The organism is Xylophilus ampelinus, from assembly GCF_003217575.1.
GTDB lineage: Bacteria > Pseudomonadota > Gammaproteobacteria > Burkholderiales > Burkholderiaceae_C > Xylophilus > Xylophilus ampelinus.
Window position 1 is genome coordinate 90,016 of record NZ_QJTC01000004.1, and the last position, 20,687, is coordinate 110,702.

At 70.3% G+C, this 20,687-nt stretch carries 17 protein-coding genes and 1 other RNA gene; 6 read left to right on the forward strand and 12 right to left on the reverse strand.

Features of this window, described 5'->3' with window-relative positions:
• Nucleotides 1-94 precede the first annotated feature (94 nt).
• On the reverse strand, nt 95-1,147 hold the full coding sequence (locus tag DFQ15_RS04485) for a CobW family GTP-binding protein (RefSeq protein ID WP_110464825.1): 1,053 nt from the start codon (nt 1,145-1,147) through the stop codon (nt 95-97).
• A 149-nt stretch (nt 1,148-1,296) separates the two neighbouring features.
• On the opposite strand from DFQ15_RS04485, the gene DFQ15_RS04490 reads away from it, so the two are divergent.
• Nucleotides 1,297-1,887 (forward strand): DUF2239 family protein, encoded by a 591-nt coding sequence (locus tag DFQ15_RS04490; protein ID WP_110464826.1) that lies wholly within the window; start codon nt 1,297-1,299, stop codon nt 1,885-1,887.
• A 197-nt stretch (nt 1,888-2,084) separates the two neighbouring features.
• Here the strand turns inward: DFQ15_RS04490 and DFQ15_RS04495 are convergent, their stop codons facing one another.
• From DFQ15_RS04495 to DFQ15_RS04515, 5 genes are all read right to left on the reverse strand, one after another.
• A complete protein-coding gene (locus DFQ15_RS04495; RefSeq protein ID WP_110464827.1) occupies nt 2,085-3,275 on the reverse strand; it encodes a class I SAM-dependent rRNA methyltransferase in 1,191 nt (396 codons plus the stop codon).
• A gap of 218 nt (nt 3,276-3,493) precedes the next feature.
• Nucleotides 3,494-4,417, reverse strand: coding sequence for a tyrosine-type recombinase/integrase (locus tag DFQ15_RS04500; protein ID WP_110464925.1), 924 nt, complete (start codon nt 4,415-4,417; stop codon nt 3,494-3,496).
• Between the two features lie 185 nt (nt 4,418-4,602).
• Entirely contained in the window at nt 4,603-5,322 is a 720-nt protein-coding gene (locus DFQ15_RS04505; protein WP_110464828.1) for a DUF484 family protein, read from the reverse strand.
• Nucleotides 5,319-6,188, reverse strand: coding sequence for a diaminopimelate epimerase (dapF, locus tag DFQ15_RS04510; protein ID WP_110464829.1), 870 nt, complete (start codon nt 6,186-6,188; stop codon nt 5,319-5,321). Before dapF ends, DFQ15_RS04505 begins: the two co-directional genes overlap by 4 nt.
• Before the next feature lie 100 nt (nt 6,189-6,288).
• Nucleotides 6,289-7,770: an amidase gene (locus tag DFQ15_RS04515; protein WP_233504275.1), complete on the reverse strand. Its 1,482-nt coding sequence runs from the start codon at nt 7,768-7,770 to the stop codon at nt 6,289-6,291.
• A 138-nt stretch (nt 7,771-7,908) separates the two neighbouring features.
• On the opposite strand from DFQ15_RS04515, the gene DFQ15_RS04520 reads away from it, so the two are divergent.
• Together DFQ15_RS04520 and DFQ15_RS04525 are read left to right on the forward strand one after the other, a co-directional pair.
• Nucleotides 7,909-8,655, forward strand: a complete 747-nt coding sequence (locus tag DFQ15_RS04520) for an RNA pseudouridine synthase (protein ID WP_110464830.1) — start codon at nt 7,909-7,911, stop codon at nt 8,653-8,655.
• Nucleotides 8,656-8,815: 160 nt separating this feature from the next.
• A complete protein-coding gene (locus DFQ15_RS04525) occupies nt 8,816-10,570 on the forward strand; it encodes an alpha,alpha-trehalose-phosphate synthase (UDP-forming) (RefSeq protein ID WP_110464831.1) in 1,755 nt (584 codons plus the stop codon).
• A 208-nt stretch (nt 10,571-10,778) separates the two neighbouring features.
• On the opposite strand, the gene rnpB is transcribed toward DFQ15_RS04525, so the two are convergent.
• Nucleotides 10,779-11,225: RNase P RNA component class A (gene rnpB, locus DFQ15_RS04530), an RNA gene on the reverse strand.
• A gap of 139 nt (nt 11,226-11,364) precedes the next feature.
• On the opposite strand from rnpB, the gene DFQ15_RS04535 reads away from it, so the two are divergent.
• Entirely contained in the window at nt 11,365-11,865 is a 501-nt protein-coding gene (locus DFQ15_RS04535) for a sterol desaturase family protein (RefSeq protein ID WP_110464832.1), read from the forward strand.
• On the opposite strand, the gene DFQ15_RS04540 is transcribed toward DFQ15_RS04535, so the two are convergent.
• Genes DFQ15_RS04540 through DFQ15_RS04555 form a run of 4 tightly spaced genes read right to left on the reverse strand, consistent with a single transcriptional unit; the run spans nt 11,862 to nt 16,867 of the window.
• Nucleotides 11,862-12,818 (reverse strand): phytoene/squalene synthase family protein, encoded by a 957-nt coding sequence (locus tag DFQ15_RS04540; protein ID WP_110464833.1) that lies wholly within the window; start codon nt 12,816-12,818, stop codon nt 11,862-11,864. The two genes, DFQ15_RS04535 and DFQ15_RS04540, sit on opposite strands and share 4 nt — an antisense overlap.
• Nucleotides 12,815-14,311: a phytoene desaturase gene (locus tag DFQ15_RS04545; RefSeq protein ID WP_110464834.1), complete on the reverse strand. Its 1,497-nt coding sequence runs from the start codon at nt 14,309-14,311 to the stop codon at nt 12,815-12,817. Before DFQ15_RS04545 ends, DFQ15_RS04540 begins: the two co-directional genes overlap by 4 nt.
• On the reverse strand, nt 14,308-15,561 hold the full coding sequence (crtY, locus tag DFQ15_RS04550; protein WP_110464835.1) for a lycopene beta-cyclase CrtY: 1,254 nt from the start codon (nt 15,559-15,561) through the stop codon (nt 14,308-14,310). The genes DFQ15_RS04545 and crtY overlap by 4 nt, the downstream gene beginning before the upstream one ends.
• Complete coding sequence (locus DFQ15_RS04555; protein ID WP_110464836.1) at nt 15,554-16,867, reverse strand: glycosyltransferase; 1,314 nt, start codon at nt 16,865-16,867, stop codon at nt 15,554-15,556. Before DFQ15_RS04555 ends, crtY begins: the two co-directional genes overlap by 8 nt.
• A 160-nt stretch (nt 16,868-17,027) precedes the next feature.
• Here DFQ15_RS04555 and DFQ15_RS04560 point away from each other — a divergent pair, with 160 nt between their 5' ends.
• Nucleotides 17,028-17,945 (forward strand): polyprenyl synthetase family protein, encoded by a 918-nt coding sequence (locus tag DFQ15_RS04560; RefSeq protein ID WP_199399810.1) that lies wholly within the window; start codon nt 17,028-17,030, stop codon nt 17,943-17,945.
• 45 nt (nt 17,946-17,990) lie between these two features.
• Here DFQ15_RS04560 and DFQ15_RS04565 read toward each other — a convergent pair whose 3' ends face one another.
• The gene (locus DFQ15_RS04565; RefSeq protein WP_110464837.1) at nt 17,991-18,419 is read right to left on the reverse strand and encodes a DUF2141 domain-containing protein; all 429 of its coding nucleotides are present in this window, start codon (nt 18,417-18,419) and stop codon (nt 17,991-17,993) included.
• 508 nt (nt 18,420-18,927) lie between these two features.
• Here DFQ15_RS04565 and DFQ15_RS04570 point away from each other — a divergent pair.
• A complete protein-coding gene (locus DFQ15_RS04570) occupies nt 18,928-20,664 on the forward strand; it encodes an NAD(P)/FAD-dependent oxidoreductase (RefSeq protein ID WP_110464838.1) in 1,737 nt (578 codons plus the stop codon).
• Nucleotides 20,665-20,687 lie beyond the last annotated feature (23 nt).

Genomic DNA, 20,687 nt, shown 5'->3' on the forward strand with positions numbered 1-20,687 from the left:
CGATTGTATCGATTTGGAGTGTCGGTCACGCACCCCCGGTCATATAATCTTTCCGCACCCGCGGCAGGGCCTGCGACGTACGAAAAACGCGGAATCATGTCGACGGGATCAGGCACTGCTCCAGACCTTGAAGGAAGATGTCCCGCGGCAGGTCGATGCCGATGAAGACCATCTTGCTGCTGCGCGCTTCGCCATCGGCCCAGGCCGGACCCAGGTCGCTGCCCATCAGCTGGTGCACGCCCTGGAAGATCACCTTCCTGTCGGTGCCCTGCATGTGGAGCACTCCCTTGTAGCGCAGCATCCGCGGACCGTAGATGTTGACCACTGCGCCCAGGAAATCCTCCAGCCTGGCCGGGTCGAACGCCCGGTCGGACCGGAAGGCGAAGCTCTTCACATCGTCGTCATGGTGATGGTGGTGACCGGCGCCGTGCTGGTGCGACGGATGGTCGCAGGCTTCGCCCTCCTCGGCATGGTCGTGGTCGTGGTCGTCTTCCTTCAGAAAGTCGGGATCGATGTCGAGTTTGGCGTTGAGGTTGAAGCCGCGCAGATCGAACACATCCTTGATCGGCACTTCGCCGAAATGCACCGCCTGGATCGGGGCACGCGGATTCATGTGCTTCAGCCGGTGGATCAGCGCATCGGCCTCGTCCTGGGCGACCAAGTCGGTCTTGCTCAGGAAGATCTGGTCGGCGAAACCGACCTGGCGGCGCGCCTCCTGGCGGTCGTCGAGCTGCGTCTGGGCATGCTTGGCATCGACCAGCGTCAGGATCGAATCGAGCAAGAAGCTCTCGGCGATCTCCTCGTCCATGAAGAAGGTCTGCGCCACCGGGCCGGGGTCGGCCAGGCCGGTGGTCTCGATCACCACGCGGTCGAAATCGAGCAGCCCCTTGCGCTTCTTGGCGGCCAGCAGCTGCAGCGCCTCGCGCAGGTCCTCGCGGATCGTGCAGCAGATGCAGCCGTTGCTCATCTGCACGATCTGCTCCTTGCTTTCGGAGACGAGGATGTCGTTGTCGATGTTCTCCTCGCCGAATTCGTTCTCGATGATCGCGATCTTCTGGCCGTGAGCCTCCGACAACACACGCTTGAGCAGTGTGGTTTTACCGGATCCCAGGAAGCCTGTAAGAATCGTGGCGGGTATGAGGCTCATGATGCGTCCTGGTGAAAAAACGAGCAATCGGCCAGTGTAGCGAGCGAGTGCGATTTCGGTGCCGGCTTTTCTTGTCGAACGGACATACGGCGGTTTACAAATATGTTTCTACATGGGTAGAATGGAATCGTGACCGCTCGTCAGTGCCTATGACATTCGCTTCGCCCAAACTGCCTTGTCCCTCTTTCGTCCAGAGCTGCAGTTCGCTCTCGGCGCCGGTGGCAGTTTTCCGGGACCGGCATCGCGATCCCTCCTTCGGCATCTTCATCGAAAACGACTGCGGCGCCCCGCTCTGGAGTGGTGGCCGCGACGGTACTGTACCCGACGGGCTGCCCGCGGCGACAGCCGCCGTCGGCGACGACTTGGCGGCAGAGGAGGAAGCCGTCTTCCTGCGCAGCGCCGTCGCCTGCCAGGTCAGCCTGCTGCCGCGGCACTGGAACTGGCTCAGCGAGCAGTCCGACGGCGCGTCGGTCACGCTGCGGCATTTGGTCGACGAGGCCCGGCAGCGCGCGGCCGATGTACACGACGAAGTCCGAGGTGCCCGCGAGGCTGCCTACCGCGCTCTGCGCACGCTGGCGGGCGATGCGCCGGGCTTCGACGACGCCTGCTGCGCTCTCTTCGCCGGCGATCGGGAGGCGTTCGCGCGCCACACCGCGCACTGGCCGCGCGACGTGGTCGCCTACGGCCTGCGGCTGGCCGCGCCCGGCTGGCTGCCCGAACACCTTCCCGGGATGCCCTAGAGCGTGTTATGCACTTCGACGTACCCGCGAAAGCCGGGGAGAGGCCCGGCGGCATGGCGCAGGATGTACCGCGGTATGGATACCGCAAGCGGACTGCAACGCGGCGGCCGGGCCTCTGCCCGGCTTTCCCGAAGGGTGGGTCCCGCGGGCAGGCGCTCGTGGGACCCACGCGGTTACGTCGAAGTGCATAACACGCTCTAGGACCGGCGCACGACGACCAGGCCCTTGAGATAGTCGCCTTCCGGAAACGAGAGCGTCATCGGATGGTCGGGCGCGCCCATCAGCCGCTCGGCGATGAAGCCGTCCACCATGGCGTCGGCCCCGGCCGAGGCGACGATCTTGTGGAACAGCTCCGGCGGGATGCCGCCCGAGCACGAATAGGTGAACAGCACGCCGCCCGGCTCCAGCAGGCCCAGTGCGATGCGGTTGATGTCTTTGTAGGCCCGCGCGGCCCGGTCGGCATGGGCCGCCGTGGGCGCGAACTTGGGCGGGTCGAGCACGATCGCGTCGAACGTCCGGCCCTCCTGCGCGAAGCGGCGCAGCGCGGCGTTCACGTCCGCGTCCAGGAATTCAGCGCGCGCCGGGTCGAAACCGTTCAATGCGACATGCGCTGCGGCCCGTTCCAGCGCGGGTGCCGAAGAATCGATCGAGGTGACGTGTTCGGCACCGCCCGCCAGCGCCGCCACGGTGAAGCCGCCGGTGTAGCAGTAGCAGTTGAGCACCCGCTGGAAGCCGCGCCGCCGCGTGGTCTCGAAGAAGCGCCGGCGGCTGTCACGCTGGTCCAGGTAGAAGCCGGTCTTGTGGCCCTCGGCCACGTCCAGCGTGAGGCGCCAGCCGTGCTCGCGGATCGTCAGCTCGGTCGGCACCGCCGCGTCGCCGCGCAACCAGCCGGTAGCCGCCGGCAGGCCTTCGAGGGCGCGCACGCTGGCATCCGACCGCTCGTAGAGCTGCGACAGGCCGGTGATCCGGAGCAGCGCGTCGGCGATCTGCGGTTTCCAGCGCTCCACCCCGGCCGAGCCGAACTGCGCCACCAGCACGTCGCCGTACCGGTCGACCACCAGCCCCGGTAGCCCGTCCGATTCGCCGTGCACCAGCCGCTGGCCGTCGCTCTGGATATCGAACCAGGCCCGCGCCGCGATCGCCCGCGCCAGCGTGGCGTGGAAGAAGCCCGCGTCGATCCGCTGTCCTTCGTCGAAGCTCCACACCCGCGCCCGGATCCGCGACGCCGGACTGAACGCCGCCCAGCCCAGGAAGCGCCCGTCGTGCCCCTCGACCCGCACCGTCTCCCCGCTGTCGCCGCCGCCCTTGGCGATGGCCGATTCGAATATCCAGGGATGTCGGCGCAGGAGCGATCGCTCCTTGCCTTCGCGCAAGCGGATGGTTTTCATAAGCCCCCGATTGTCCAGCACGCCGATTTCCGAACAAAAATTGCCCCTGGCCGTCGCCCCACGCCGACCTCCAGCTACTCTTTCAATAGCATCGCATTCCCATCCGTCGAGCGCAGCGAAGACCCCAGGGCCGCCAGCGATCCGGCTCTGCCGGTCGCTCGGCGGCGCCCCCGGAAAGGGGGTAGGCGAAGACACGCAGTGCGAAGCCTGGGGGTGAACTATTTCCTCGGGTGGGTCGCGTCGTACACCTGCGCCAAGTGCTGGAAATCGAGCCGGGTGTACACCTGCGTGGTGGTGATGCTCGCGTGCCCCAGCAGCTCCTGCACCGCACGCAGGTCGCTGCTGGACTGCAGCAGGTGGCTCGCATACGAATGCCGCAGCATGTGGGGATGCACCGGCGCCGCCAGGCCCGCGGCGGCACTGCGGCGGCGCAGGCGCTGCCACACCGCCTGCGGGGTGAGCCGGGTGCCGCGCCGGCCCGGGAACAGCGCCGGCTGCGACAGCGCATCGGCCGGCAGCGCGGCCAGCCGCTGGGGCAGCCACAGCGCGATGGCCGCCGCGGCCTGCCCGCCGATCGGCACGCTGCGCCATTTGCGGCCCTTGCCGCAGGTGTGGACCATGCCGTCCTGCAGGTCGATCCAGCCGCGCCCGGCGGCCTGGCCGGCGGCGGTGGGGGCGGCGTCCAGGCCGACCAGCTCGCCCACCCGCAGACCGCAGCCGTAGAGCAGCTCGACCATCGCGCCGTCGCGCGCGTCCAGCCAAGCATCCTGCGGCTCGTCCGACGGGTCCGCGAAATCGGCCAGCTGCACCGCGGCATCGACCGGCAGCGCCTTCGGCAGCGGCTTGGGAGCCTTGGGCGCCCGCACATGCTGCACCGGGTTCTGCGCGATGCGGCCTTCGCGGCCGAGCCAGGCGTAGAAGCCGCGCCAGCCCGACAGGATCAGCGCGATGCCGCGCGCGCTGCGGCCGCCCGCATGCATCTGGGCGACGAAACGGCGGATGTGGTGGTGCGCCGCGGCCTCGGGCGCCACGCCTGCCGCGGCGCAGGCGTCCGCGAGCTTCTGCAGATCGAGCGCGTAGAGCGTGACGGTGCGGGTGGCCAGGCGTTTTTCGAAGGTGGCGTGTTCGAGGTAGCGGGCCATCAGCGGACCGAGCGGGGGCGTCGCGTCTGCGTTTTCTCCGGCCGGAGCGGGAGCGACACCGACCTTCGCCGGGGACTTGGCCGTGCCACCGGCCGATGCAGCCGCGGCCGCAGCGGCCTTGCGCCGCTCGGCCGGTGCGGTATGCCGCCCGCCCGCCCCAGGCACCACCAGCCGGCCGGCGGCGCTCATGGGACGGCGCGCAGCCGCTCGGTGGCGGCACCGGCCAGTTCGGCCATGCGCTCCAGGAAATCGGTGGCCATCGCCGGGTCGAACCGGTCGGCCTCGGCCGAGGCCAGCACCAGCAGGCCGAAGACCGGGCCCTGCGCCGCGACCGGGCCGTTGCGCAGCGGCAGCAGCGCCACCGAGGCGGCGCGCTCGGGCGCCTCCAGCCAGCGCACCGCGTCGAAGCCGCGGTTGGGTCCGCAGTACGGCGTGGCGAGCGATGCGGCGAAGCTGCGGGTGTCGGTGCCCACGTCGGCGGCCCACGGCTGCACAGCATAGGCGGGGGCCAGGTCCCAGAGGCGGATGGCCGCCTGCGGCACGAGGAACTGCTCCCGCGCCTCGGCCACGATGCGCTCGGGCAGCGTGGCGGCGTCGCGGGCGGCGACCAGCGCGCGCGACCACTGCTGAAGCCGGTCGGCGATCACCGTGTTCTCGCTGCCGTTGCGCATCATCTCCATGATTCGCTGCTCCAGGCCCTTGATCTTCTCGCGCAGCATCTCGGCCTGGCGCTCCTGCAGGCTGACCGCGCGGCTGCCGTGCGGGCTGGTGAGCTGCACCGCGGCCAGCACCTGGGCATGGCGCTCGAAGAAGTCGGGCGTGTTGGCGAGGTAGTCGGCGATGTCGTCCTCGGTGATCGGGGGCACCGCGGTGGCGGAGTCGGCGGAAGGGGGCAGGCTGGTCATGGGAGGTCCGGTAGGTCGATATGGCCGTGGAAGACGGTGGTGGCCGGGCCGGTCATGAAGACCGGCGCGCCGCCGCCCGCCCAGGCGATGGTGAGGAGGCCGCCGCGGGTCTGCACGTCGACATGCGAATGGAGCAGCCCGAGGCGTATGCCGGCGACCACGGCGGCGCAGGCGCCGGTGCCGCAGGCGAGCGTTTCGCCGGCGCCACGTTCGTAGACCCGCAGCCGCACATGGCCACGGTCCACGACCTGCAGGAAGCCGGCGTTGACGCGGCGGGGAAAGCTGGCGTGGCGCTCGATCAACGGGCCCTGCTGCGCGACGGGCGCGGTGTCCACGTCGTCCACGACCTGCACCGCGTGCGGGTTGCCCATCGAGAGCACCGCTACCTGCACGGACACGCCGGCGGCGCCGAGCGCCAGCGGCCAGGTCTCCCAGCCGCCCGAGGTCTGCGGCGTGGCGCCGGCCGCATCGAACGGCACCTGCGGCAGGTCGAACACCGGCGCGCCCATGTCGACGGTCACGCGGCCGTCGGCGGTGATGCGGGGGGTGATGGTGCCGGCACGGGTCCGGACCCGGATCTCGTCCCGGGTGGCGAGGCCCTGGTCGCGCACGAAGCGGGCGAAGCAGCGGGCGCCGTTGCCGCACTGCTCCACCTCGCCGCCGTCGGCGTTGTGGATCACGTATTCGAAATCGACCGCCGGCGTCGGCGCGGGCCGCACGCTGAGGATCTGGTCGGCGCCGACGCCGAAGTGGCGGTCGGCCAGGAACCGGTACTGCGCGGTCGTCAGGCCGAGCGGGCCGCCGGTTTCGTCGAGCACCACGAAATCGTTGCCGGCGCCCTGCATCTTGGTGAAGCGGATCTGCATCGGGCGATTATCCGCGCGCATCGTGGGTCCGGCGGGCCGCCGCCGCGACGGCCGGTGCGACGGCGGCCGGGTGCCGGGCCCGCCCCGCCGCGTCGCGCGACTAGCCGCCCTGCGCCACATGCACAGCCGGCCGGCGGCCGTCGTTCCAGCGGCCGCCGATCGCGCGCTCCACCTGCGCCGCCAGCTGCAGCAGCAGGCCGTCGTTCGCCTGCCGCGCCTGCGCCTGGATGCCCAGCGGCAGGCCGCTCTCCTGCGTGCCCAGTGGCAGCGAGATGCCCGGCAGGCCGGCCAGGTTCGCGAGCGGCGTGTAGGCGAAGTTCCGCCAGAGGTTCTCGAACCAGTCGTGCACCGACGGGTTGGTGCTGGTCGTGAGGTACTCGGTGGTGCCGACCTTCGGGGTGGGCAGCGCGGTGATCGGGGTGAGGACGATGTCCCAGCTTTCGAAGAATTCGCCGAAGGCCCGCGCGGTGGTGTTGAAGACCGCCTGCATCGCCGCCCGCTCGGCGAACGAGATGCCGCGGCCCGCCTCCCAGATCTTGATGTTGATCGGCTCCAGCAGGTCCGGGTCGGGCCGGGTTTCGCCGCGCCGCTGCAGGTGGCCTTCGATCATCTGGGCGAAGTTGCTGATGTAGCAGGTGGTCTGCGCGGCGAACGCGGCCCGGAAGTCGACCGGCGGCGTCACCCACTCGACCTGGTGGCCCAGGCCCTGCAGCAGCCGGCCCGCCTTCTCCAGCTCGGCCACGAAGTGCGGCACCGCGCGCCAGTCGCCCCATGCGTGGGACACCGCGATGCGCAGCGGCCGCGGGTCGGTGGCGATCAGTTCGCCGTACGACTGCGCCGGCGTCCAGAACGGCATGAACTCGCCGGGCGCGCCACCGCGGCAGTGGTCCACGAAGGCGGCAGTGTCGCGCACGGTGCGGCTGTGGCAGCCCTGGATCGACACCAGCCCGGTCAGGTCCGACGCGTGCGGCGCCAGCGAGAAGACGCCGCGCGACACCTTCAGGCCGATGTTGCCGTTGACACCCGCGGGGATCCGGATCGAGCCGCCGCCGTCGGTCGCGTGCGACAGCGGCACCACGCCGGCCGCGACCATCGTCGCGGTGCCGGCCGACGAGCCGCAGGTGGTGTAGCCGGTGTCCCACGGGTTGCGGGTCAGGTGCAGCGTGTTCTCGACCGAGCTGCAGACGCCGAACTCGGGCGTGGTGGTGCGGCCGATGATGTTGAGGCCGGCCCGCCGCATCCGGCCGGCGAGGAAGCTGTCGTGCGCCGGCCGGTGGCCCTGCATCATGCGGGAGCCCATCTCCTGCAGTCGGCCCGCGAGCGTCGGCCCCAGGTCCTTGAGGAAGAACGGGGTGCCGGCGAACGCGCCGTCGGGCGACATGCCGTCGCAGAGCGGATCGGCCACCGCGTCGTCGAACAGCTCGACCACCGCGTCCAGTGCCGGATCGGTCAGCGCCACCCCGGCGGCCGCCTGGCGGGCCAGCTCGGCCGGCGTGACCTCGCCCCTGCGCACCAGCGCCGCCAGCCCCAGGCCGTCGAGCCCGGCCCATTCGCTCCATCCCATCGCCAGCGCCGTCGCCATCGTCGTGTCCTCCTTGCGCCGCCATCATGCCGGCCAGCAGCGACGGCCACCAGCCATATCAACAATAGCGACAGGCAGACGGCGCGTGCTCCGCGCCTACACTGGACCTTTCGCCCGTCGCTTCCCGCCTCCACCCCCATGACCGAAACCCTCCGCCTCGCCAAACACCTGGCCGCCCAGCGCGGATGCTCGCGCCGCGAGGCCGAGCAGTTGATCGAGGGCGGATGGGTGAAGGTCGACGGCGTGATGGTCGACGTGCCGCAGGAGCGGGTGCATCCGGCGCAGCAGGTCACGGTGGACCCGAAGGCCCGACCCGGCCCGTCGCTGCCGGTGACGATGCTGATGCACAAGCCGATCGGCTTCGAGGCCGGCGCCCGGCCCGGCCGGGAAGGCCCGGCACTGCAGCTGCTGCAGCCGATCAACCGATCTGCGCAGGACCGATCGACCGAGCGCGGCCTGCAACGGCATTTCGCGCGGCAGCAGTGCGTGACACCGCTGGAGACGGCCGCGTCGGGCCTGATCGTGTTCACCCAGGATCCGCGGATCCAGCGCAAGCTGCTGGAGGAAGCCGCCTTCGTCGAGCACGAGCTGATCGTCGAGGTGGGCGGCGCGGTCTCGCCCGAGGCGCTGGAGTGGCTCAACCGCGCGCCGGTGGTCGACGGCCGGGCGATGCTGCCCGCCAAGGTCAGCATCAGCCGCAGCGGCGAGGGCACGACCGGCCTGCGCTTCGCGACGAAGGGCCACTGGCCCGGCCAGGCCGCGCAGATGTGCGAGGCGGTGCGGCTGAAGGTACGCGCGATGAAGCGCATCCGCGTGGGCCGCATGGCCCTGGCCGGGCTGGAACCGGGGCACTGGCGCTATCTGATGCCGTACGAGCGGTTTTGACTCTCGGCGGGCGATCGCTTCGCGCTAAAAAACATGGCTTCGCTTAACGCGCATTTGCGCATGGCAACCCGTTGAAGACTTCGTTTTCATGCAGCAGCGAGCGGCCCGTCACCGCGACACGGCTCGGTTCCGCCCACGTTGAAAAGTAATAAAGCAGCAGATGCTTCCTACCGCAGCCCAGATCGACACCCGCTGGACGGCCGCTTCGGATCAGAGTCACCCCAACGAAACGTCGCCACCCGCATCGGCCCGCCATTTTCCTGCCGGACCTCCATCGCTGGAAACGCTCTCCGCACGCCACGACAGCTGTCCGAATCAAGCACCGCCGCCACGAGCAGAAGACGACATGTCGAGCGCCCCATGCAACGCCGCTCGCATCGTCGTCGTGTCCAACCGGCTGCCAGACCCTGCGAAACCGGCGGCTGGCGGGCTTGCCGTGGCATTGGGCGAGATGTCGCAGGAAGCCAAGGTGCTGTGGTTCGGCTGGAGTGGCCAAACGCATGACGAGCCGTCTCCGTGCGTCCGGTCGCAACAGTTCGGCCGCACGACGTTCGCGCAGATCGACTTGAGCCGCTGGCAACACGACAACTACTACGCGGGCTTCGCGAATTCGGTGCTGTGGCCGGTGTTCCACGAGAAGATGGAGTACGCAGACCCGAAACCGGAGTTCTCCCAAGCCTACGAGCAGGTCAACAAGATGTTCGCCGCCCAGCTGGCCCCGCTGTTGAAGAACGACGATGTTCTGTGGATTCACGACTACCACCTCATCCCTCTCGCGGAGGAATTGCGCGCCCTGGGCTGCCGGCAGCGGATGGGATTCTTCAATCACATCCCGCTGCCGCCGCCTGCTGTCATCAAGGAGATTCCTCGGCACCAACAGTTGATGAAGTCCTTGTTCTCGTACGACCTCGTCGGTATGCAGAGCGAAAAAGACGTGCAAAACCTCCGCCAGTACGTGACAGCCGAAAGTGTGGGCGATGCGATAGAAGGCCCGTGTGCCGAGAGTTTCAGCAGGAGTTCCCCCTCCCGGTACATGGCAGTGCAGAGCCTCGACACGGCGCCCGACGGCTCGCAGGTCAAAAGCTTCGGCAGGAGCACCTCCTTCAAGGAATTTCCCATCGGGATCGATGTCGGGAAGCTCAATGCGCTCGTTCCCACCCCCAAGTCGAAGGAAGTGCTGGACAAGGTGCGCAGCGAAGCAGGCAGGCGCCGCCTGATGATTGGCGTCGACCGGCTCGATTACAGCAAAGGCATACCGACGCGCCTGGAAGCATTCAGCGAACTCCTGGACAAGAACCCGCAGATGCGAGGAGAGGTCACCTTCGTTCAGGTCGCTGCGCCGACACGCGATAGCGTGGAGGCGTATCGCGATCTGAGCAAAAAGACCCGCGCCCTGGTGGACAGGATCAACAGCGAGTTCGGAACCGACACCTGGCAGCCGGTGCTGTACTTCAACCATTCGGTGGAACGCGAAGCGTTGCCCGAGATATATCGCATGGGGCCGGTGGGCGTGGTCACGCCCTCTGCGGACGGCATGAACCTCGTGGCCAAGGAATATGTCGCGGCGCAGCCCCCCGAAAATCCCGGGGTCCTGGTGCTGTCCGAACGCGCAGGAGCGGCGTCTCAACTCAGCGCCTCGGTCATGGTTCAGCCGCATGACAGACACGCCATCGCAAACGCCTACAAACGGGCCTTGACGATGCCGCTGGACGAGCGCCAGCGCAGACATTCCATGCTTTTAAAGAACGTGGCGACGGAGGACCTGGCCTGGTGGCGCCAGCGCTATCTCGATGCACTGCAAAGCTTGCCAGCGTCCTCCGACGAGTGGAGCGAAAAGGCTGCGGCGAGCGCTGCATCGTCCCCGCATCCGGAACCTGCGGCCGACGACTTTCGGCGGTCCGACACCGTGCCCTGATCTCCGGTACGCGTGGCGGCGGTTAGAGCGGCTAACACAACCCTTCTGGCGTCGTTGCCGCACCTTGTCGTACTACTCGTACTGTCTGCGATGCGGCGCCTAGCCAGAACCGCTTCGCTGGGTTGTGTTAGCCGCTCTTAGCTGGGCTGCAGCGTTGCTGCCGAATCGGTTACTACCTGCGCACCACCGTGTACACGGAACGAAAAAAGTGTGAAGTCCGCCTGTAAGCCGGATTCTGTGCGCCGGGCGCGCTTGCGGTTGCCCGGCGTGACCGCCATTACTCTGGGCCGGGGGTCGCCCACCCGGCTCGATGCCACCTACCCGCCAGCTCTGCGGAACCACATCGACGCTGGCCTACTTGGTGTTGCTGCGCGCAGAGATTGCCCGTTTCACCCTGGGCAGGCGCCGCCTGCCCAGGGTGGCTGTGGGCTCCGGGCTTGCGCCCGGGCCGACCGGCTTGCGCCAGCCGACTACCGGCTTTCGCCGGCACCCACAGAACACCTTCGGTGGCATGTACCCGCCCAGACTCGTCTCTGTTGCTCTGATCCTCACCTCGCGGTGGAGAGCCGTTAGCTCCTGCGCTGTCCTGTGCAGTCCGGACGTTCCTCCAGTGCGCTCTTTCGAGACATGCACCAGCGGCGGTCCGGCGGACTTCACCTGCGGATTATCGCAGTGCGGCAGGCCTATCCCGCGCAGCCGGTGTGGGCGCCGGCCGGTACGGCACCGCGCGACCGGCGCGGCGGCATACTCCGAGAGCTGTCCGCCCTGCCCCTGTCCTGATTTCTGGAGCCCCCATGCGCACCACTCTGGTGCCGATCGGCATCGTCCTCGCCACCGTCGTCGGCATGGAGGTCTTCGCCTGGGCGGCGCACCGCTGGGTGATGCACGGCTGGGGCTGGGGCTGGCACCGGTCGCACCACGAACGGACCCGCGGCTGGTTCGAGAAGAACGACCTGTACGCGGTGGTGTTCGCCGGCGTCGCGATCGTGCTGATCGCCCTCGGGACGGCGGGCCGCTGGCCGCTGCAGTGGATCGGCACGGGCATGACGCTGTACGGCGCCCTCTATTTCTTCGTGCACGACGGGCTGGTCCACAAGCGCTGGCCCTGGCGCTGGGTGCCGCGCAGCGGCTACCTGAAGCGGCTCTACCAGGCCCACCGGCTGCACCATGCGGTACAGGGACGCCAGGGCTGCGTGTCGTTCGGCTTCCTGTGGGCGCCGGCGCCCGAGCAGCTGCGGCACCGCATCCAGGAACTGCACGCCCGGCAGCCGCAGCAAAAACCCGACGCGCTCTAGACCGGCCGGCGGAACAGGCCCGCGTCGCGCGCCGACGCAGACGGGCTGCGCATCCGCGACGCCACGGCCTGCGCGGCGGCGGCGGCCACCCACAGCGCCTTTTCGGTCCCGGTGGTGGACGCGCGGCGGTCCCAGGCGGCGGCGCCCCGGTCCTGCACCTTGCGGCCGATGGCGCGGTAGACGCTGCGGGCGGTGGCGATCGACCAAGCCGAGCGCAGCGGCAAGGCCGGCAGGCCCGCGGCGGCGGAGTCGTAATAGGGCTCGGCGGTATCCACCAGGCGCTGGGCGACCCGGGCCAGCGCGGCGCGGTAGCGTGGCTCGGCCAGGCGCGCATCGGCCGGCAGACCCTCGGCGGCCAGCCATTCGGCGGGCAGGTAGATGCGGCCGATGGCGGCATCCTCGACCAGGTCACGGGCGATGTTGGTCAGCTGGAACGCCATGCCCAGGTCGCAGGCCCGGTCGAGCACCGCCGGCTCGCTGCGGCCCATGATCTGGGACATCATCACGCCGACCACGCCGGCCACCCGCCAGCAGTAGCCCAGCGTGTCGTCGAGCGTGGTGTAGCGGTGGCCCGCCACGTCCATCGCGAAACCGTCCAGGTGCTGCTCCAGATAGACCGGCCGGATGCCGTGACGGCGCACCACCGCGGCGATGCCCTGGAACACCGGGTCGTCGCCGGGCCGGCCGGCGCAGGCGCGGCGCGTCCGCTCGCGCAACTCGGCCAGGCGGGCGGCGCCGTCGTCGCGCGCGCCGCCGATTTGGCCGTGGCCGAGCACCTGGCCGTCGACCACGTCGTCGCAGTGGCGGCACCAGGCGTAGAGCATCACCGCGCCCTCACGGACCGGCGGGGAGAAGAGCCGCGCGGCGGCCGCGAAGCTGTGCGAGCCGACGCGGATCGCCTCCGCCCCGTGGGCGACGACAGTGTCCTCGACCGCGGCGTCGGCCGCCGTCATGGCAGCGCTTCCAGCATCAGTCCCGCCGTGGCCTTGGCCGAGCCGACCACGCCGGGCACGCCCGCGCCGGGGTGGGTGCCGGCGCCGACGATGTAGAGGTTGAGGATCTCCCCATCGCGGTTGTGCGGCCGGAACCAGGCGCTCTGCGTGAGCACCGGCTCCAGCGAGAAGGCCGAGCCCAGGTGGGCGTTGAGTTCGCTGTGGAAGTCGTCGGGCGTGAACATCCGGGACGTGACCAGGCTCTCGCGCAGCCCGGGGATGTAGTGCTGCTCCAGGTAGTCGAAGATGCGGTCGCGCAGGCGCGGGCCTTCCACGCGCCAGTCGACGTCGGCGTTGCCCAGGTGCGGCACCGGCGCCAGCACGTAGTGGCTGGAGCAGCCGGGCGGCGCGAGCGACGGGTCGGTGGCGCAGGGGGCATGCAGGTACAACGAGAAATCGGCCGGGATCTCCTTGCCGTGGAAGATGTCGTGGATCAGCTCGCGGTAGCGCTCGCCGAAGCACACCGTGTGGTGCCGCAGCTGCGGCTGCGGCCGCGACAGTCCGAAGTGCACCACGAAGAGCGACATGCTGAAGCGCTTGCCGCGCAGCCGTTTGGCCTCGGTCGCACCGCGGGGGGTGTGGCCCAGGAGCCGCTCGTAGGTGTGGACCACGTCGGCGTTGGAGGCCACCTGGTCGAAGGCCTGGCGCTGCCCGCCGGCCACCACCGCGGTGACCCGGCCCGATTCGACCTCGATACGCTCGACCGGCGTCGACAGGCGCAACGTGCCGCCCATGTCCTCGAAGCAGCGCACCATGCCCTGCACCAGCGCGCCGGTGCCGCCGCGCGGAAACCAGACGCCCCACTCGCGCTCCAGCGCATGGATCAGCGCATAGATCGAGCTGGTCTCGAACGGGTTGCCGCCGACCAGCAGCGAATGGAACGAGAAGACCTGCCGCAGCTTCTCGTCCTCGATGAACTTCGACACGATGCTGTAGACGCTACGCCAGGCCTGCAGCTTCACCAGCGCCGGACCTGCGGCGACCATGTCGCGGAACTGCAGGAAGGGCACGGTGCCGAGCTTGCGGTAGCCCTCCTCGAACACCGCACGGGAATAGGCCAGGAAGCGCTGGTAGCCCTCGACGTCGCGCGGCGACAGTGCGCGGATCTGCACGTCGAGCGCCGCCTGGTCGTTGGCATAGTCGAGGTGGGTGCCGTCTTCCCAGCAGAGGCGGTAGAACGGTGCGACCGGCAGCAGCTCCACGTAGTCGGCCATGCGGCGGCCGGTGAGCGCGAACAGCTCTTGCAGCGCCGACGGATCGGTGATCACCGTCGGCCCCGCGTCGAAGGTGAAGCCCCGGTCCTGGTAGACGTAGGCGCGGCCGCCCGGCTTGTCGCGGGATTCGAAGAGGGTGGTGCGCACGCCGGCGGCTTGCAGCCGCATGGCGAGCGCCAGGCCGCCGAAACCGGCACCGATGACTGCGGCGGTGGGCGGGGATGCTGTCGAAGTTGTCATGGAAGAGGTGCCACGCGGGACGTTGGGGCCGGCCCGCCGGGGGACGGCGGGGGAGGCACGGCGGATGCGGAAGGCACCGGCGAGAGGACCGCACGCAGGGCCGCACCCAGCGGCACCGGCGGGCGGCCGGTCAGGATGCGGGCCTTGTCCAGCCACGACGATCTGCCGGCGTAGAACCGTGCGATCAGCGGGCCGCGCAGGCGGTAGAAGCGCGACATCACCCTGCGTCGCGCAGCGGGCGCCGCGGCCAGGAACAGCATGCGGTTGAGCACACGAAAGAAACCGGTCGCATGCCAGTGGCCGAGCGCATGCGCCCGCACCGCGGCCAGCAGCGTGCGGCCGTCGTCGAAGGCCGAGCGGGGCAACGCGGCCAAGTGGTCGGCCAGGCGCACCGCCTGCGGCAGCGAGTAGCCGGTGGTGGGGTGGAACAGCGCCGCGGCCAGGCCGGCCCGCGGCACGCCGCCCATGCCGCGCCAGAGCGCCTCGGCATCGCCGGCCAGCGCGATCGGCAGCACGCCCTCCTCTTCGCGCAGCACCTTCACGATCGTCCAGCCCTGGGCGGCAGCATAGTCGGCGATGTGGCCGCGCAGCAGGTCGCGCGACAGGGTGGCGCCGTCGGCATACACCGTGTCCTCGACCAGCACCGTGTCGGCGGTAAAGGGTAGCAGGTAGACGAAGCGGTAGCCGTCGACCTGGTCGACCGTGGCGTCCATCAGCACCGGCGCGGTCAGGCCGTGCGGCACCGCCAGCTGCAGCTCCTGGCCCAGGAATTTCTGGAAGCGAAGCGCGAGGTGCGCGGCCGGCGGATGGCCCCGGCCGTCGATCACCGCCCGGGCCCGCAGCACGCCGCCGCCGGCCAGTCGCACCGTGGTGGGCGTGACCGCATCGACCGGCGTGCCGCAGCGCACCGCATCGCCCAGCTCGGCACGCAGCGTGGCGTCGAAGCGCTCCGACGTGACCGCGTTGTAGCCGCCCGGCAGCCGTCGGCGGTAGCCGGGAAAGGCCACCTCGTGCGCATCCCAGCGGTAGGTGATCAGCGGTTCGATCCAGGCCCGCTGCGCGGCGCTCAGGTCGGTCGAATGGAAGGACCATGTGTGGTTGCCGCCGAGCGCCGGGTTGGCTTCCAGCAGCAGTACCCGCAAATCCGGATGGGCGAGCCGCAGGCAGCGCGCGATCAGGCCGTTGGCCAGGCCGCCGCCGACCAACAGCAGATCTGCGTCGAGGTCGGTCGCGACGGGTGCTTCAGGCATGGGTCGGGCTCCGGACCTCGTGTGCGGCCTTGACATGCGACGCCGCGGCCGAACGCGGCGCCAGCGCGGCCTCGGCGATGTCGGCCGCCAGCGCGGCACCGCCCGAGACGCCGATCTCGTCGCCGAGGGCACGGCTGCGCTCGGCGAAGGAACGCTCGTCCAGCAGCCGCCGCAGCGTGCGCCGCAGCGCACCCACGCTGGCCAGCGGCGGCGATACCCGCAGGCCCGTGCCGGCATGCACGATGCGCGCGGCCACGCCCGGCTGGTCGAAGGCGATCGGCAGGGCCAGCTGCGGCGTGCCGGCCTCCAGCGCGTCGAGCGCGGTGTTGAGGCCGGCGTGCGTCACCACCACGTCGGCCCGGTCCAGAGCCGAGCGCTGCGGCGCGAAGCCGGTGACCGCGGTGGCACCGTGGCGCAGCAGCGCGGCCGCGTCGCGCGGCCCCAGGCGGTCGCAGTGGGCCACCAGCAGCTGCAGTCCCTCGGCCCGGCAGGCCTGGGCGATGCGCTTGAACAGCGGGTAGCGGCCGCCCTGCAGCGTGCCGAGCGAGGCGAAGACGAAGGGCCGTGCCGGGTCCAGCGCCAAGTCGAGCGGCGGCTCCTCGGCCCGCGCGCCGCGCAGCGGGCCGACGTGGTGGAAGTAAGGCTCCAGCGCGGTACGCGGGAATTCGAATCCGGCGGTCGTCTGGCTGATCTGGGCACGGGTGGAGAGGCAGTCCGACAGCGTGTCGCGGCCCTGCAGGCCGAAGCGCGCGGCATGGTGGCGGATCACCTTGGCGTGCGGCGTCATCAGCCAGTCGTAGACCCGCGCGCTGCCTTCGTTGAGATGCTCGCCGCGCTCGTCGGCCGCATAGCCCCATGGCATGACCGGCAGCGGCACCCGCGGATCGCGGTTGACCGGCAGCGCGCAGGCGACCGACACGAACGGAATGCCGAGGCCGTCCGCCAGCAGGCCGCCGGCGGCCTCCATCTGGTCGGCCACGATCGCGTCGACGCCGAGCCGCTCCAGCAGCGCCGGTGCCTCCCGGCACAACATGTCGGTGCCGGCGGCCACGTCGTTTATCACCCGCCGCAGGCCGAGCGGCCCGCCCGGCCGGGCGGCGCGCGCCACCAGCGCCTCCAGGCTGCCCGGCGGACGACTGGCCGCACCCACCACGTGGAAGTCGATGCGCCGGTCGCGGACCACCCCGCCCACGTCGGCTTGGTGCAGCCAGCTGACCCGGTGACCCCGCTCCAGCAGCACCGCGGCGAGCGCTTCCAGCGCCCGGACGTGGCTGGTGAAAGGAGGGGCGATGAAGGCGAGGTGCATGGGTTTGTCGCGCTCCGGCGGGGGCCGGCGGCGTGCGAGGGCTATTGTGTACACCCGGGAGGTAGGACGTGGTCGCGATTGTGCCCGGCATGCCCCTCGCAACCGCTTTTTGGCTAAGGTGTGTACGCTAAGCGCCTTTGCCGTACCTTCCACCACGTCCATGCTCGTCAATCTCGGAACCCAGCCGCCTGTGAATGCGACCGCGCGACGCGAGGACGGCGAGGAGCTGCTGATGGTCGAACTGCGGGCCACCGTCGAGGAACGGCTCGCCGCGCTGCTGCCCGCCGACGGCCGCAACCGGGTCGCGGCCGCGATGCGCTACGGCACCCTGGCGCCGGGCAAGCGGGTGCGCCCACTGCTGCTGCTGCTGTCGGCCAGGGGTCTGGGGCTGGACCCGGACAAGCTGGTCGACGTGGCCTGCGCGCTGGAGATGGTGCACGCCGCCTCCCTCTTTCTGGACGACATGCCCTGCATGGACGATGCGCAGCTGCGCCGCGGGCAGCCGACGGTGCATGTGACCTTCGGCGAAGACGTGGCGATGCTCGCCGCGGTGGCGCTGCTGGCCTGCGCCTGGCGCACCACCGCCACCGCCCCGCATGTGGCGCCGCTGGTGCGCACGGAAATGGTCGGGGTGCTGTCGGATGCGGTCGGGCTCGACGGCCTGGTCACCGGCCAGTACCGCGACCTGCACGAAGCCGGCACCGCCTGCACCACCGACGCGGCCAGCGCCACCAACGAGCAGAAGACCGGCGCCCTGTTCGCCGCCGCCTTCGAGCTGGCCGGCCTGGCCGCCGGCGCCGGTACGCGCACCCGCGACCTGATGCGCGAGGCCGCCGGCCACCTGGGGCAGGCGTTCCAGCTGGCCGACGACCTGGCCGACGTGGAGATGGAGCCGGCCGCGCTGGGCAAGGACTGCCACCAGGACGTGGGCAAGTCGAACCTCGTCTCGCTGCTCGGCCATGCAACGGCGCGCCAGCGGCTGCAGTCGCATGTCGAGCGGGCCCGCCATTGCCTGGCCCAAGCGATGCCGGCCGACAAGACGCTGCCCCGGCTCACCCGGTCGATCTTCGGGCTGTAGCCGTCGGCGTCGGGCGACCGGCGCCTCCTGTGCGCGACGGTTGCCCTATTTCACCTGCACCGTGATGGCCGTGTCCTTCTGCAGCTCAATCGCCGAGGCGTCGAAGGACGGCGGGCCGAACATGCCGCGCGCATCGCGGCTGAAGCCGTAGGCCTCCCGGGGAATGCCGAGCGGGTAGGTGTCGAGCGTGCCGTCGGCGTTCTCGTCGTGGAAGGCCGACAGGCCGTAGCGGCCCGGCTCCAGTTTGCGGAACACGACGACGGCCCGGCCGTCCGCGCCGGCGCGGGCTGTTTCGCCGCGCACCGGTTTGTCCTTCAGCCAGCCCTCGGCGCCGCAGTACAGCGCGGTCTGCACCGCGCCCTTGCCGAGGCCCTCGCCTTCGATCGTGACGGTAAGCTCCACCGCGTGGGCCGACACGGCGGCGGCGAGCAGCAACAGCGTTCCCAGGCGGCTCGGCAGGCAGGCAATGGACATGGCGAATAGGCTCTCGGTATGGAAAGGCTGCAGAAGTTACCACCTGCGCGCCAGTGGCCCGCGCTGGACGCCCGCAAGGCCGTGCGAGGTTTTCGGATACCTCTCGGTCGACGGCTTCCTGCCGGCCCGACCCTTTCGCGGCGGGCCCGTCCTCGCCCAGAGCGGGTCATGCACTGTGACGTGCCCGCGAAAGCCGGCGAGAGGTCCTGGCCACGGCAGCAAGCCTCGGCGGCCGCCCGCGCCTTGCGATCGCCCGCCTGCGGGACCCACGCGGATACGTCGAAGTGCATGACACGCGCCGGGCCCGGAAGCCCATTTTCGAGTGAAACAGAGCTGTAGCCAGCGTAAGACGTCGACCTCTAGCTATTAAATTAATAGCAAACGGATTTGAGCGAGATGGCCGCCGACCAGTAGGCGCCGGCCTTGCGCCGGCCCGGGCATCCGGCCGCCCCTATCATGTGCGCCCTCTGCGACCCGTTTTTGCCCGATCAACACGGGCCCGACGAACATGATCCGCCTCTCCGAAATCAAGCTGCCGCTCGACCATACGGCAGACGCCCTGCCCCGGGCCGCCGCCGCCGCCCTGGGCCTCGATCCCGCCGCCATCGCCGGCGTGCATGTCCACAAGCGCAGCTTCGACGCCCGCAAGGCCGAGCTGCTGCAGGTCTACATCGCCGACGTGACACTGGCCGACCCGGCGGCCGAGGCCGCGCTGCTCGCCCGCCATGCGGGCCATCCGCACATCGCCCCGACGCCCGACATGGCCTGGTACCCGCCGGCCGGCGCACCCTTCGCCACGCCGGCCCGGCCGGTGGTCGTGGGCTTCGGCCCCTGCGGCATCTTCGCGGCGCTGGTGCTGGCGCAGCTGGGCCTGAAGCCGATCGTGCTGGAGCGCGGCAAGACGGTGCGGGAGCGCACCAAGGACACCTGGCGGCTCTGGCGCAAGAGCACGCTCACGCCCGAATCGAACGTGCAGTTCGGCGAAGGCGGCGCCGGCACGTTCTCCGACGGCAAGCTCTACAGCCAGATCAAGGACCCGCGCCACCTGGGCCGCAAGGTGACGCACGAGTTCGTCAAGGCCGGCGCGCCGCCCGAGATCCTCTACGTGGCACGCCCCCACATCGGCACCTTCAAGCTGGTGAAGGTGGTCGAGAACATCCGCGAACAGATCGTCGCGTTGGGCGGCGAAATCCGTTTCGAGCAGAAGGTGACCGACGTGCTGATAGAGGACGGCCACGCCGGCCGCCAGGTGCGCGGCCTCACGGTGCTCGACCAGGCCACCGGCGCGGTGCGGGAGCTGCGCACCGACCATGTGGTGCTGGCGCTCGGCCACAGCGCCCGCGACAGCTTCGAGATGCTGTACCGCCGCGGCGTGCACATCGAGGCCAAGCCGTTCTCGGTCGGCTTCCGGGTGGAGCATCCGCAGGGCCTGATCGACCGGGCGCGCTGGGGCAAGCACGCCGGCCATCCGCTGCTGGGCGCGGCCGACTACAAGCTGGTGCACCACGCGAGCAACGGCCGTGCGGTCTACAGCTTCTGCATGTGCCCGGGCGGCACGGTGGTGGCCGCCACCAGCGAGCCGGGCCGCGTGGTCACCAACGGCATGAGCCAGTATTCGCGCAACGAGCGCAACGCCAACGCCGGCATCGTGGTCGGCATCGACCCGGCCGACTACCCGACCGACTACCGCCACATCGACGTGGCCGACGACACGCAGGGCCGGCCGCATCCGCTGGCGGGCATCGAGCTGCAGCGCCGGCTGGAATCGAACGCCTATGTGCTCGGCGGCGGCACCTACGAGGCGCCGGGCCAGCTGGTCGGCGACTTCGTCGCGGGCCGCGCCTCCACCGCCTTCGGCGCGGTGCAGCCCAGCTACAAGCCCGGGGTGCGCCTGGGCAGCCTGCACGAGGCACTGCCCGACTACGCGATCGCCGCGATGCGCGAGGCCTTCCCCGCCTTCGCCCGCAAGATCCGGGGCTTCGACCAGCACGACGCGGTACTGACCGGTGTGGAGACCCGCACCTCGTCTCCGATCCGCATCACCCGCGGCGAGGATTTGCAGAGCCTCAACCTGCGCGGCCTGTTCCCGGCCGGCGAAGGCGCCAGCTATGCCGGCGGCATCTTGTCGGCGGGCGTGGACGGCATCAAGGTGGCCGAGGCCGTGGCGCGGAGCGTTGCCACGGCCCGATACCGCGAGAACCTGTCGGAAGGCGCGACGCGCCGGACGTCGGCGCATGAGATGTGAAAGAACCGTCTCGAGCGGCCCGG